Origin of the sequence: Caballeronia sp. ATUFL_F2_KS9A, assembly GCF_023630765.1 — a bacterium.
Taxonomy (GTDB): domain Bacteria; phylum Pseudomonadota; class Gammaproteobacteria; order Burkholderiales; family Burkholderiaceae; genus Caballeronia; species Caballeronia zhejiangensis.
In genome coordinates, this window is record NZ_JALQEK010000007.1 from 42444 (window position 1) to 56419 (window position 13976).

Consider the following 13976-nt stretch of genomic DNA (forward strand, 5'->3'; position numbering starts at 1 on the left):
GTCGTATCGTCTTATTCGGCGGCGGCGGGCTTCAGCTGCTGCTGATAACCCTTCAGCACTTCTTCGCGCAGCACGCCCCAGATCTGAGCGTGCAGTTCGACGAAGCGCGGATGCGAGCGGATCTCGGCGACATCGCGCGGGCGCGGCAGATCGATCGCGAATTCGCCGATCGGATGCGTGCCCGGCCCCGCCGCCAGCACGACGACGCGATCGGACATCGAGATCGCCTCGTCCAGATCGTGCGTGATGAAAAGCACGGCCTTGCGTTTCGCGGCCCACAGATCGAGCAACTCGTTTTCCATGAGCTGGCGCGTCTGGATGTCGAGCGCGGAGAACGGCTCGTCCATGAGGATGATGTCGGGATCGAGGATGAGCGTCTGCGCCATCGCGACGCGCTTACGCATGCCGCCCGACAACTGATGCGGATAACGGTCGCCGAAACCGCCGAGGCCCACGCGCTTCAGCCATTCCTCGCCGCGCTTGTCGGCTTCGGCCTTCGGCACGCCCTGAAACGCGAGGCCGGCCGTGACGTTGTCGAGCGCGGAGCGCCACGGCATCAGCGCATCGGCCTGGAACATGTAGCCCGCGCGCCGGTTGATGCCCTTCAGCTTTTCGCCGAACACGCTCACGGTGCCCGACGAAGGTTCCAGCAATCCCGCCGACACGTTGAGCAATGTCGATTTTCCGCAGCCGGTCGGCCCGACGACGGACACGAATTCTCCTGGCGCGATCGCGAGGCTCGTATCGCGGACCGCCGTGTAGCGATCACGGCGACTCTCGCGCGACGCGAACGTGCAGGTGACGTCCTCGAGCGCGAGCGCATGGTTCGATGGCGACGACATCGGTCAGACCTTGACGCTCGCGAGCGCCTTCTTGACGAAATCGTTGGTCCAGGTCTTCGACAGGTCGATCGGCTTGCCCTTCACGGTTTCGTCGAAGGCTTGCAGCGTCTTGAGCGAGGTCGCGGGACCGTCGGCGGGCATCAGGCCGTCCGGCGACAGCGCTTCCTTCACGTGCTGCCACGAATCGAGATACAGCGCGCGATCGCCGAGCAGATAGCTTTCCGGCACCGTCGAGATGAGATCCTTGCCCGAGGCCGTCTGCAGCCACTTCAGCGCGCGTACCATCGCGTTGGTGAGCGCCTGCGTCGTGTTCGGATTCTTCGTGATGAAGCTCTGCGACGCGTACAGGCAACCCGCCGGCATGTTGCCGCCGAACACCTTGACGGTGTCCGCGAGCGTGCGCGTGTCCGACACGATGCGGATATCGCCCGCGCGATCGAGCTTGGTCATCACCGGATCGAGGTTGGCGATGGCGTCGATCTGGCCGGATTGCAGCGCGGCGATCGCGCCCGCGCCCGCGCCGACGCCGATGAACGACACGTCGGTCGCCTTCAGCCCCGCTTGCGCGAGCACGAAGCTCGCCATGATCGCCGTCGACGAGCCCGGCGCCGTCACGCCGATTTTCTTGCCCTTCAAATCGGCGACGGACTTGTAGTTCGGCATCGCCTTCTTGGACACGGCGAGCACGATCTGCGGCGCGCGCCCTTGCAGCACGAATTCGCGGAAGTACTGATTCTTCGCCTGCAGCAGCAACGTGTGCTCGAACGCGCCGGATACGACATCCGCGCTGCCGCCGACCGCCGCCTGAAGCGCCTTCGCGCCGCCCGCGAAATCGGCGATTTCGACGTCGAGCCCTTCGTCCTTGAAGTAGTTGCGACGCTCGGCGATCGTGAGCGGCAGATAGTAGAAGAGATTCTTGCCGCCGACCGCGACCGATACCTTGCTCTGCTCCAGCTTGTTCTGTGCGAATGCGAGCGGCATGCCCGAGATTGCCCCGCCCGCGAGCGCGGCGCCGCTCGCGATGAACGTTCTGCGTTTCATCGTTGTCTGTCTCCTGGTTTTATCGTTGTCGGCGCTGTTCGGCTCGAGGCTCAGATCACCTTGGCCGCGCGCAGCCGCGCAATATCGTCGGCATCATACCCGAGCGTTTGAAGTACTTCATCCGTGTGTTCACCGAGTTGCGGCCCGAGCCAGCGCGTTTCCCCCGGCGTTTCGGAGAGCTTCGGCGTCACGTTCGGCAGCGTGATCTCGCGGCCGTCCTGCCACGGGAAACGCTGCAGCATCTGACGCGCGAGGTATTGCGGATCGGTGAACATGTCGGCGACGCTGTAGATGCGCCCGGCCGGCACGTCGGCGGCGTTCAACACAGCGAGCGCCTCGTCGATGCTGCGCGTCGAGAGCCAAGCGGCGATAGCGTCGTCGATTTCCTGCGTGCGCGGCACGCGTCCGTCGTTCGACGCGAGCGCGGGATCGTCCGCGAGATCCGCGCGATCGATCGCGTTCATCAGGCGCTTGAAGATCGGATCGCTGTTGCCGCCGATCACGATGCTGCCATCGCGGCACGGATACGTGTTCGACGGCACGATGCCCGGCAGCGACGCGCCCGTGCGCTCGCGCACCATGCCGTACACGCCGTATTCCGGCACGACGCTTTCCATCATGTTGAAGACGGCTTCATAGAGCGCGACGTCGACGACCTGGCCTTTGCCGCCGTTCACTTGGCGATGATGCAGCGCCATCAGCGCGCCGATCACGCCGTGCAGCGCGGCGATCGAATCGCCGATCGAAATGCCGATGCGCGGCGGCGGCAAATCCGGATAACCGGTGATATGACGCAAACCGCCCATCGATTCCGCGATTGCGCCGAAGCCCGGACGATCGCGATACGGACCGGTCTGACCGTAACCGGAAAGGCGCACCATCACGAGACCGGGATTGTCGGCGGACAGCACCTCGTAACCGAGCCCGAGTTTCTCCAGCAAGCCGGGCCGGAAATTCTCGACGACGATATCGGCTTCCTTCGCGAGCCGCCGCACGATCTCCTTGCCCTCGTCGGCCTTGAGATTGATCGTCACGGATTTTTTGTTGCGCGCCTGCACGGCCCACCAGAGCGACGTGCCGCCCACTTCCGGATAGAGCTTGCGCCACTTGCGCAGCGGGTCGCCGCCGTTCGGATCCTCGATCTTGATGACGTCGGCGCCGAACTCGCCCATGAAGCGCGCGGCGAACGGGCCGGCGATGAGCGTGCCCAGTTCCAGTACCTTCACGCCCGCGAGTGGTCCCGTCGTTGCGCTCATGGTCGTGTCTCCTTTGTGTGTTTTCTCAGAGCGGAATATCGAGCGGCTTGAAGCGCGGCGTGCCGTCGGCGAGCGTCTCGTTGAACATCGCCGCGGGGCGCACCCACAAGCCGCGTTCATGCGGCCAAAGATGCTCGTAGACGATCATCGCTTCCTCGGTTTCCGAGTGCCGCGCGACGCCGATCACGCGATACAGCCCGCCCTTGTAGTGACGATGCGTCGCGAGCGCGAGCGCTTCGGTTTCTGTCATCGATTGGAGTCCTTTCATACGGAACGGCGATCGAGCATCGCGCGCGCGATCGTGCCGGCATCGACATATTCGAGCTCGCCGCCGACCGGCACGCCGCGCGCGAGCCGCGTCACCTTGAGCCCTTTGCTCTTGAGCGTTTGCGCGAGATAGTGCGCGGTCGCTTCGCCTTCGTTGGTGAAGTTGGTGGCGAGCACCACTTCCCGCACAACGCCGTCGAGCGCGCGATTGATGAGCCGCTCGAAGTGAATCTCCTTCGGACCGATGCCGTCGAGCGGGCTGAGCCGTCCCATCAGTACGAAATAGAGCCCGCGATACGTGAGCGTCTGTTCGAGCACGATCTGGTCGGCAGGCGTCTCGACGACGCACAGCAAAGCCGGATCGCGCTCTTCGTCGCTGCAGACTTCGCAGATATCGCTTTCCGTGAACGTGTTGCACTTCTCGCAGTGCTTCAGATTCTCGGTGGCGAACAGCAGCGAATTGCCGAGCTTTTCGGCGCCTTTGCGATCGTGCTGCATCAGGTGATACGCCATGCGCTGCGCCGACTTCGGTCCGACGCCGGGCAGCGCGCGCAGCGCTTCGACGAGCGCCGACAGGGCGGAAGGTTGTTTCATGTGTCCTTCATTTGACATCGAAGCGCGCCGAATCCGCTCCGGCGCGCGCGATCAGAACGGCAGCTTGAAACCCGGCGGCATCGGCATGCCGGCGGTCATGCCGCTCATCTTCTCTTGCGTGGTGGCTTCCGCCTTGCGCACGGCGTCGTTGAACGCGGCGGCGACGAGGTCTTCCAGCATGTCCTTGTCGTCGGCGAGCAGGCTCGGGTCGATCTGCACGCGGCGAACGTCGTTCTTGCAGGTCATCGTCACCTTCACGAGACCGGCGCCGGACTGGCCCTCGACCTCGATCTGCGCGAGCTGATCCTGCATCTTCTTCATGTTTTCCTGCATCTGCTGAGCCTGTTTCATCAGCCCGGCGAGTTGGTTCTTCATCATGGTTCGGCTCCTTACTGGAAAACGTGTGGCAAAAGCACGCGCGATGCGCGCGCCCGATATTCGGTGCGGCGGCGCGAAGTCGAAAACCGCGCCGCGCGCTTCAGTTCACGATGGATTCGCGCCCGATGCGGCAATCGGCTTGATCGAACCCTGCACGATGCTCGCGCCGAAATCGCGGATCAGCGATTGCACGAACGGATCCTGCTTGATCTCCTGCTCGGCTTCCTGCTGACGGCGGGCGCGTTCGGCGGCGTCGAGCGCGGCGGCGGTGCGCCGCGCGGGCGCGACGTTCACGCTGAGCTCGATCGCGCGGCCGAGCTTTTCGGCGAGCGCGGCCTTGAGCTTGCCGACATGCGTGGCGTCGGTGTACATCTGGACCGGAACCGCAAGCGTCACGGAATTCGCATCGCAGGCGGTGAGCTCGCTGTTGAACGCGAGCTGATACGCAACGCCCTTCAGCGGAAGATCGACGGCGAGCGCCGCCCATTCGATCGACACGCCGAGCGCATCGAGCGGCACGGCGGGCGGCAACGGCGCCGTGTCGATGACGGGCGCCGGTTTCGCGGCGGGCTCGGCGTTGAAGCGCATGTCGTCCGGGCCGCTGTCGAAGGCTGGCACGAAGCCGTCGTCGGGCGGCATGAAATAAGCGTCTTCGGATCCGGCCGGCGCGTAGTCGTCGGGCGGCATCTCTTCCCACGGCGGCACGACGTTCGACTTGCTCGCGTTGCCGGCCGCGGGCTTCGGCTCGGGCTTCGGCTCGGGCGCGGCGGATGCGGGAGCCGGAGCGCGGCGCGGCGTCGGCACCGGAACTTGCGCGGCCGGTTTCGCGACGGGCTTGGGCGCAGCGGGAGCCGCCGTCTGCGCAGACGCGCCACGCGCGCCCCGATCGGACGACAGGCGCATGCCCGCGCTGCGCAAGACTTCAAGCGCCGCGCTGGCGCCGCTTGCCGCGCGCGAAGTCGCGGCTTCGTCGGACGTGCTCGGCGCGGCAGGCGCGGCTTCATCGACGGCCTGTCGCGCGGCGCTCGGCATCGGCGCGGCTTTTACCGGCACGGGCTCGCTCTTTTCGACGACGGGTTCTTCGACCGCCTTCACGACCACCGTCTCGACGGCGGGCGCCGGCGCTTTAGCAACCGACGCCGACGCAGGCGCAGGCGCGACGGCGCGCTCGGCCATCGCACCCACGAGCGCGGCGCTGCGCGCGGGCTTCGCGCCCGAAGGCGCACCCACGGCGACGCCGCCGCCCGATCCGCCCGCCGGCTCGAACGCGAGCATGCGCAGGAGCGTCATCGTGAAGCCGGCGTACTCGTCCGGCGCGAGACCGAGCTCGCTGCGCCCGACCGTGGAGATCTGATAGAAAAGCTGAACCTCCTCGGCCGACAGCATCTCGGCGAAGCGGCGGATGTCCGCAGCTTCAGGCCATTCGTCCAGCACCGACGTCGGTGCGAACTGCGCCCATCCGATCCGATGCAGAAGACTCGCCAGATCCTGCAGCGCCGTCGAGAACGACAGGCTGCGCAGCGCCATTTCGTCGGCGATCGCGAGCACGCCGGGGCCGTCGCCGCCGGCGAGCGCGTCGATGAGACGGATCAGGTAGCTTTGATCGAGCGCGCCGAGCATGCCGCGCACGGCATCCTCGGTGACTTCGTTCGCCGAATACGCGATGGCCTGATCGGTCAGCGAAAGCGCGTCGCGCATGGAGCCGTCCGCCGCGCGCGACAAGAGACGCAGTGCCTGCGGCTCGAACGGGATGTTCTCCTGCTGAAGAATGTTCTCCAGATGCGAGACGATGTGCCCCGCCGGCATCTGCTTCAGATTGAACTGGAGGCAACGCGAGAGCACGGTGACCGGAATCTTCTGCGGATCGGTCGTCGCGAGAATGAACTTCACGTGCGGCGGCGGCTCTTCCAGCGTCTTCAGCATTGCGTTGAAGGCGTGGTTCGTGAGCATGTGCACTTCGTCGATCATGTAGACCTTGAAGCGGGCATCGACGGGCGCGTACACGGCGCGCTCCAGCAGCGCCGCCATTTCGTCGACGCCGCGATTGCTCGCCGCATCCATCTCGACGTAATCGACGAAGCGGCCTTCATCGATTTCCCGGCACGCACGACACACGCCGCACGGCTTCGAGGTCACGCCGGTTTCACAATTGAGCGCCTTCGCGAAGATGCGCGAGAGCGTCGTCTTCCCGACGCCGCGCGTGCCCGTGAAAAGATACGCGTGATGCAGGCGGCCGCCGTCGAGCGCGTGCGTGAGCGCACGGACGACGTGCTCCTGGCCGACGAGCGACTCGAATGATTTCGGCCGCCATTTGCGTGCGAGAACTTGATAGGTCATGCGCGAAATTGTATCAGCAACGACCTTGCGCAAACGCCGCTCCAGCGGGGTGATCGGGCGCACGAACGCGCCACGCGCCATGGCGTGCGGAACACGAATAAGTCAGGAAAACCAGCAGGGAGACCTACGGAAGAAAAGCGGAAGGTGACGAGCCCGACCCTCGGCACTGGTGGAAAGCGGCTGTGGCTGCTTCGTTCCCGACCTGACCAGGTTGACCGCGCCACCATGCGAGGAGGCCCGTCACGTCGAATTGTACCACGGGGTCGGGCGCAGCCGGAAGGCGTCGGCGAAACGCACGCCCTTCCGAGCCCCTCTTGTGCTTCGTATTTTCGGCCTCAGATGCGCCCTATCAGCATCCGGCAACGGATAGCGAATTAGGCTAAGATGACACGTGAATTACTTGGAAGTGGTGCATTTCGCCCTTCCGCGGATCATTCGCCGCCGTTCGCGGTTCATTCTGGCGCACGGCGCGCGGGCCGAAGTCCGGCCCGTTGGTGACGAAAATTTTTTCGGTTTTGGTGTATCGTGGCGAGCATTCAAACGCGGGCCTCGATTCAATAGAGGTATTCAGACAATGAGCGAATCAATCAAGCACATCAGCGACGCTTCTTTCGAACAGGATGTCGTCAAGTCGGATAAACCTGTCCTGCTCGATTTCTGGGCTGAGTGGTGCGGTCCGTGCAAGATGATTGCCCCCATCCTCGACGAAGTCGCGAAGGATTACGGCGATCGCCTGCAGATCGCGAAGATCAACGTGGACGAACATCAGTCGACGCCCGTGAAGTTCGGCGTGCGCGGCATTCCCACGCTGATTCTCTTCAAGAACGGCGCAGTGGCCGCGCAGAAAGTCGGCGCATTGTCCAAGTCGCAACTGACCGCGTTCCTCGACAGCAACCTGTAACGGCATCACCGGCGAGCGGCGGCATCTCCCGTCGCTCGCGTCTGCATCGACGACACGCCAGGGCGTGGTGCCGATGCAGCCGATGTTGTCACGCGACAACATCGGCCGACAAGCCCCGCCCAAAGCCCACCCGAGGCCGCTGTGGCGTGTGCTATGCTAGAATCACAAGAGTTCAAGAAGTATTAAGTCTCGAGCGGTTCCGCTCACCTCTTCTCCCAAATCTTTCTGTCGCACCTCTCTCCCCGGCGGGAAATCCGTATGCATTTATCCGAGCTCAAGTCTCAGCACGTCTCCGCACTGATCGAGATGGCCAACGGCCTCGAAATCGAAAATGCGAACCGCCTGCGCAAGCAGGAATTGATGTTCGCGATTCTTAAAAAGCGCGCCAAGGGCGGCGACACGATTTTCGGCGACGGCACGCTCGAAGTGCTGCCCGACGGCTTCGGCTTTCTGCGCTCGCCCGAGACGTCGTATCTCGCGAGCACGGACGACATCTATATCAGCCCGTCGCAAATCCGCCGCTTCAATCTGCACACCGGCGACACGATCGAAGGCGAAGTCCGCACGCCGAAGGACGGCGAGCGCTATTTCGCGCTCGTGAAGGTGGACAAAGTCAACGGGCAGCCGCCCGAGGCCTCGAAACACAAGATCATGTTCGAGAACCTCACGCCGCTGCATCCGAACAAGCCGCTGCCGCTCGAACGCGAAATGCGCGGCGAGGAAAACGTCACGGGCCGGATCATCGACATGATCTCGCCGATCGGCAAGGGCCAGCGCGGCCTGCTCGTCGCATCGCCGAAGTCGGGTAAAACCGTGATGCTGCAGCACATCGCGCATGCGGTGAAGGCGAATCATCCGGACGTCATCCTGTTCGTGCTGCTCATCGACGAACGTCCGGAAGAAGTCACTGAAATGCAGCGCTCGGTGCGCGGCGAAGTCATCGCATCGACATTCGACGAACCGGCCGCGCGTCACGTTCAAGTGGCCGAAATGGTCATCGAGAAGGCGAAGCGTCTCGTCGAAATGAAGCATGACGTCGTGATTCTGCTCGACTCGATCACGCGTCTCGCGCGCGCCTACAACACGGTCGTGCCGGCATCGGGCAAGGTGCTGACGGGCGGTGTCGACGCCAACGCGCTGCAGCGTCCGAAGCGCTTCTTCGGCGCCGCGCGCAACATCGAGGAAGGCGGCTCGCTCACGATCATCGGCACGGCGCTCATCGAAACGGGCAGCCGCATGGACGACGTGATCTACGAAGAGTTCAAGGGCACCGGCAACATGGAAGTGCACCTCGAGCGCCGCCTCGCGGAAAAGCGCGTCTATCCGTCGATCAATCTGAACAAGTCGGGCACGCGTCGCGAGGAATTGCTCATCAAGCCCGATCTGCTGCAGAAGGTTTGGGTGCTGCGCAAGTTCATTCACGACATGGACGAAGTCGAAGCGATGGAATTCCTGCTCGACAAGATCCGTCAGACGAAGAACAACGCCGAGTTCTTCGACATGATGCGCCGCGGCGGAGGCTGATCCCCGTCCCGCTTCGCTGCTTCGGAACAGAAAACCGCCTGCATCGTCAGGCGGTTTTTTATTGGGGCCGTGCGTACAATCCGCAACTAGTCCAGTCTTCCGATTCAACGCATGGCCAACCTCTTCTCCCGCTGGTTCGGCGCGCAACGCCGCGAGCGCGCGCTGCGCAAATACGCGATCGACGACGCGCTCTGGCAACGCACGCTCGACACGTATCCGTGCTTCGGCCATCTGGACGCCAACGACCTCGCGCGTCTGCGCGAAACCGCGAGCCTTTTCATCGCGCAGAAGGAATTCTCGACGGCGCACGATCTCGAACTGACGGATCAGATGATCGTATCGATCGCCGCGCAGGCCTGTCTGCCGGTGCTCAATCTCGATCTCGATTTGTATCGCGGCTGGGTCGGTGTGATCGTGTATCCGGGCGAGTTCATCATCCGCAAAACCGTGGAGGACGAAGACGGCGTCGTGCACGAAGTCGAGCACGATGCGAGCGGCGAAGCGTGGGAAGGCGGCCCGGTCGTCCTGTCGTGGGAAGACGCGCAGATGGCCGACGGATCGGACGCCTACAACGTCGTCATCCACGAATTCGCGCACAAGATCGACATGGTGACGGGCGAGGCCGACGGTCATCCGCCGCTTTACCGGCGCTGGCACGCGCCGCTCGATTCGACCGCGTGGTCCGACATTTTTGACAACGCCTATGACCAGTTCTGCGCACGCGTCGATGCCGTGCCGGAGCGCCGCTGGGCGCGGTTCGAACGCGACTCGCTGATCGATCCTTACGCGACCGATCATCCGTCGGAATTCTTCGCGGTGTGCAGCGAGGCGCTTTTCGTGACGCCGAAGCTGTTCGAAGCCGAATATCCCGAGCTTTACCGGCTGCTCGCGCGCTATTACCGGCAAGACCCGGCGGGCGTTGGGGCGCTCGTCGCGCCGGCTGCATGAGTTGCGCCGCGGCCTCCGAAAAAGATGTCAACCGACTGATTTTCTGGCATAATCGCCGTTTTTCGACCCTAGGCAAGTGACTCGCGCGGCACTAAAAAACGAGTGCAACGGGTTGGCTACCGCCAGATACCAGGAAAGACCATGAAAGAAGGCATTCACCCGGATTACCGCGAAGTCCTGTTCGTCGACATGTCGAACGACTTCAAGTTCGTGACCCGCTCGACCATCCAGACGCGCGAAACCGCCGAATTCAACGGCAAGACCTACCCGCTCGCGAAAATCGAAGTGTCGTCGGAATCGCACCCGTTCTACACCGGTCAGCAAAAGATCATGGACACGGCGGGCCGCGTCGAGAAGTTCAACAACAAGTTCGCGCGCTTCTCCACCAAGAAGTAAGTCGGGCTTCGGCTTCAGCGAAAAGGGCAGCTTCGGCTGCCCTTTTTTGTCGCCGGCAGCTTGGCGCATGCCACGGCACCGCCCTTGCCGCATCCGACGTGCATTGTTGCGCGGGGTTACGGCGAGCTTCGATGAACCGCCCTTTACGCCGCCGCGCGACTACAATGCCGGTTGCTTTGGCCCCGTCGCGCATCCAGCGCGAATCAGCGGGCCGCTCTCCATCAAGCCTTCACGCATGCGATCTGTCGTTCGTCTGACCGCCTCCGCCACCAGCGCCCTGCCGCGCTGGCTTCTGCTCGCCATCTGCATCACCTATGCGTCGTTCGGACTGTTCGGCCGCGATCCGTGGAAGAACGAAGATGCGGGCGGCTTCGGCGTCATGTGGACGATGGCCAATGGCGACGCGCGCGACTGGCTGCTGCCTAACCTGGTCGGCAAGGCGCCGACCGCCGACGGCCCGCTCATGTACTGGCTCGGCGCATCGGCGATTCGGCTTTTGAGTCCGTGGGTCGATGCGAGCAACGCATCGCGCGTGGTCACGGGCCTGCTCTTCTGTCTCGCCTGCGCGTTCGTCTGGTATTCGGCCTATCTGCTCGGCCGGCGCGACGAGGCCCAGCCCTTCAAATATGCGTTCGGCGGCGAACCGGAGCCGCGCGACTACGGCCGCACGCTCGCCGATGGCGCGCTGCTGATTCTGCTCGCGTGCTTCGGACTCGCCGAGCGCGGCCACGAGACCACGCCGCAGCTTGCGCAGTTCGCCGGCACCGCGATGCTCCTCTACGGCCTCGTGCGCAGCCTCGACAAGCCGATCCACGGCGGTCTCGTGTGGGGCGCGGCGCTTGGCGTAGTCGGCCTGTCGAGCTCGCCGGTGCTCGTCTTCGCGCTGTTGCTCTGCACGCTCGCGATGACGATCGTCGTCAAACAAATCCGCTCCGCGCCGCTCCTGATCTTCGGGCTGCCGGTCGCGATCCTGCTGATCGGCGCATGGGTGCTGCCGACACTGCATTACTTCCCGGATGACGGCGAATGGTGGCTGCGCCAATGGTGGCGCAACAGCTTCTCGTTCTTCTCCGGCACGCCCGGTTCGATATTCGGCTACGCGATCAAGAACCTGCCGCTCTTCACGTGGCCCGCGTGGCCGCTCGCGGTGTGGGCGTTCGTCAGTTGGGGCGGACTGCGCCGCTCGCCGCACGTCGGGGTGCCGCTGTCGATCATCGGGCCGCTGCTCGTGCTGGTCGTGCTGCAGGCGCACGAGACGAACCGGCTCTTCATGCTGCTTCTGCCGCCGCTTTCGGTGCTCGCGACGTTCGCGCTGCCTACCCTCAAGCGCGGCGCGATCAACGCGATCGACTGGTTCGCGATGCTGAGTTTCACGATCATCGGCTCGCTGGTGTGGCTCGTGTGGACCGCCGGCATGTTCGGCTTCCCCTCGGCGATGGCCCGCAATCTCGCGCGTCTCGCTCCGGGTTTCCATCCCGAGTTCAAGCTGATTTCCTTTGTGTGCGCGGTGGCCGTGACCGTCTGCTGGTTCCTGCTCGCGCGCTGGCGGCTCGCCCGTCATCCGAAGGTGCTGTGGCGCAGCGTCGTGCTGTCGAGTGCGGGCACCACGCTCATGTGGGTCCTGCTCATGACGCTGTGGCTGCCGGTCGTGAACTACAGCCGGACGTATCGCGACGTGGCCGAGCAAATTGCCGATCATCTGCCGCCCGACTACACCTGCATCTCGCCCGTACGCCTCGGCGACGCGCAGATCGCCACCTTCGCGTATTTCGGCGGCATGCATTTCGCGTTCGATGAGGATTGCGATGTGATCCTGCGCCAGGATCCGGCCGATTACGGCGAGCCGTCGTCGATGTCGGCGTTCCAGTGGAAGCTCGTCTGGGAAGGCCGGCGCGTCGCCGACCGCGACGAGCGGTTCCGTCTCTACGTGCGCATCGAGCGTCCCGTGCCGCCGGCGAAGAAACCGCTGCGCCCGAAGAGCCTGCGCCGCGCGCAGTAATACGATGCGCGCGATACCGACTTCCGCGAGTACGACCGGCATGCTGAGCGATGTGCGCAAGATCGCCGCGCTCGCCTGGCCGGTGCTGATCGGCCAGCTCGCGGTGATCGCGTTCGGCGTGATCGACACCGCGATGGTCGGCCGCTTCTCCGCCACCGATCTCGCCGCGCTCGGTCTCGGCGGTTCCGTCTATATCTCGGTGTATATCGGCCTGACGGGCATTCTGGTCGCACTGCAGCCGATCGCCGGCCAGCTCTTCGGCGCGGGCCGCGAAAGCGAAATCGGCGAAGAGACGCGTCAGGCGTTCTGGCTCGCCGCCGCGCTCGCCGTGATCGGCTTCGTGCTGCTGTTCCATCCCGAGCCGCTTCTGTCGCTCGCCAAGACGCCGCCCGCGCTGCACGACCGCACCGTCGACTATCTGCGCATTCTGTCGTTCGGCCTGCCCGCGAGCCTCGCGTTTCGCGTCTATAGCTCGCTCACGAACGCGGTCGGCAAGCCGCGCCTCGTGATGTTCCTGCAGGTCGGCGGCCTGCTGCTCAAGTTTCCACTCAACACGTGGTTCATCTTCGGCGGATTCGGCGTGCCGGCGCTGGGCGGTCCGGGTTGCGCGCTCGCGAGCACGCTCATCAACTGGGTGCTGGCGGCGGTCGGCATGACGGTGCTCCTCAAGGTCGAGTTCTTCCGCCCGTTCGCCATCTTCTCGCATTTCTGCTGGCCGGTCTGGCGGCGTCAGCTCGCGCTTCTGCGGCTCGGCATTCCGATGGGCCTCTCGTATCTGATCGAAGTCACGTCGTACACGTTCATGGCGCTCTTTATCTCGCGCTTCGGCACGACGACGCTCGCCGGTCATCAGATCGCGGGCAATCTCGGCGCGGTGCTGTACATGACGCCGCTCGCGATCGGCATCGCGTCGTCGACGCTCGTGTCGCAGGCGCTCGGCGCGCAACGCTACGACGACGCCCGCTCCATCTCGCGTCACGGCATCGGCATGGCGTGCGTGCTCGCGCTCGTGTACGGCGTGCTCCTGCTCGCGGCGCGTCCGCTCGTGATCGCGGCGTACACACCCGATGCGAACGTGATCGCGGCCGCGATGCCGCTCGTGCTCATCATCTTCTTCTATCACTTCTGCGATGCGCTGCAGATCACCACCGCGTTCATCCTGCGCGCATACAAGGTGACGCTCGTGCCGACCGTGATCTACGCGATCGCGCTATGGGGCATCGGGCTTGGCGGCGGTTATCTGCTCGGCTTCGATGTCGGCGGCGGCGTGCCCGAATGGCTGCAGGGCGCGCGCGGCTTCTGGATCGCGAATTCGGCGAGCCTCGGCGTCGCGGGCGTCGGCTTGTTCGTGTATTGGCGGCGCGTGAGTTCGCGGCATCTGCCGAACGTGAACGCAGATTGATCTTCCGTTAAAAAGCGTCGCCCGAGCGCAGCCGACGAAAGATCGACGTAAGGTTCCAGTAGAATTTCGCGTCGAGGAAAACTCGGAGCGA

General features: G+C 64.3%; 13 protein-coding genes and 1 other RNA gene. 6 read left to right on the plus strand and 8 right to left on the minus strand.

Features of this window, described 5'->3' with window-relative positions; genetic code table 11:
* Positions 1-11: 11 nt before the first annotated feature.
* From NCS67_RS07185 to ffs, 8 genes are all read right to left on the minus strand, one after another.
* Positions 12-842 carry an ABC transporter ATP-binding protein gene (locus NCS67_RS07185; RefSeq protein WP_008349347.1) on the minus strand — a complete coding sequence of 277 codons (831 nt, stop codon included), beginning with the start codon at positions 840-842 and terminating at the stop codon, positions 12-14.
* Positions 843-845: 3 nt separating this feature from the next.
* A complete protein-coding gene (locus NCS67_RS07190; RefSeq protein ID WP_250434830.1) occupies positions 846-1883 on the minus strand; it encodes an ABC transporter substrate-binding protein in 1038 nt (345 codons plus the stop codon).
* 50 nt (positions 1884-1933) lie between these two features.
* On the minus strand, positions 1934-3139 hold the full coding sequence (locus NCS67_RS07195) for a CaiB/BaiF CoA transferase family protein (RefSeq protein WP_008349341.1): 1206 nt from the start codon (positions 3137-3139) through the stop codon (positions 1934-1936).
* A gap of 25 nt (positions 3140-3164) precedes the next feature.
* The gene (locus NCS67_RS07200) at positions 3165-3389 is read right to left on the minus strand and encodes a DUF1653 domain-containing protein (RefSeq protein WP_034473750.1); all 225 of its coding nucleotides are present in this window, start codon (positions 3387-3389) and stop codon (positions 3165-3167) included.
* 14 nt (positions 3390-3403) lie between these two features.
* The gene (recR, locus tag NCS67_RS07205; RefSeq protein WP_250434832.1) at positions 3404-4000 is read right to left on the minus strand and encodes a recombination mediator RecR; all 597 of its coding nucleotides are present in this window, start codon (positions 3998-4000) and stop codon (positions 3404-3406) included.
* A gap of 51 nt (positions 4001-4051) precedes the next feature.
* Positions 4052-4378: a YbaB/EbfC family nucleoid-associated protein gene (locus NCS67_RS07210; RefSeq protein WP_008349334.1), complete on the minus strand. Its 327-nt coding sequence runs from the start codon at positions 4376-4378 to the stop codon at positions 4052-4054.
* A 105-nt stretch (positions 4379-4483) separates the two neighbouring features.
* Positions 4484-6715, minus strand: a complete 2232-nt coding sequence (locus NCS67_RS07215) for a DNA polymerase III subunit gamma/tau (RefSeq protein WP_250434834.1) — start codon at positions 6713-6715, stop codon at positions 4484-4486.
* 143 nt (positions 6716-6858) lie between these two features.
* Positions 6859-6957: signal recognition particle sRNA small type (gene ffs / locus NCS67_RS07220), an RNA gene on the minus strand.
* A 332-nt stretch (positions 6958-7289) separates the two neighbouring features.
* Here ffs and trxA point away from each other — a divergent pair.
* The 6 genes from trxA (at position 7290) to NCS67_RS07250 (ending at position 13885) form a co-directional block, all read left to right on the plus strand.
* Positions 7290-7616, plus strand: coding sequence for a thioredoxin TrxA (gene trxA, locus NCS67_RS07225; protein ID WP_008349330.1), 327 nt, complete (start codon positions 7290-7292; stop codon positions 7614-7616).
* 258 nt (positions 7617-7874) lie between these two features.
* Entirely contained in the window at positions 7875-9140 is a 1266-nt protein-coding gene (gene rho, locus NCS67_RS07230) for a transcription termination factor Rho (protein WP_008349328.1), read from the plus strand.
* Positions 9141-9251: 111 nt separating this feature from the next.
* Entirely contained in the window at positions 9252-10088 is an 837-nt protein-coding gene (locus NCS67_RS07235) for a M90 family metallopeptidase (protein WP_008349326.1), read from the plus strand.
* A 141-nt stretch (positions 10089-10229) separates the two neighbouring features.
* Positions 10230-10484: a type B 50S ribosomal protein L31 gene (locus NCS67_RS07240; RefSeq protein ID WP_008349325.1), complete on the plus strand. Its 255-nt coding sequence runs from the start codon at positions 10230-10232 to the stop codon at positions 10482-10484.
* Positions 10485-10719: 235 nt separating this feature from the next.
* Positions 10720-12483, plus strand: a complete 1764-nt coding sequence (locus tag NCS67_RS07245; protein ID WP_008349322.1) for an ArnT family glycosyltransferase — start codon at positions 10720-10722, stop codon at positions 12481-12483.
* Between the two features lie 40 nt (positions 12484-12523).
* Positions 12524-13885: an MATE family efflux transporter gene (locus NCS67_RS07250; protein ID WP_250434835.1), complete on the plus strand. Its 1362-nt coding sequence runs from the start codon at positions 12524-12526 to the stop codon at positions 13883-13885.
* Positions 13886-13976 lie beyond the last annotated feature (91 nt).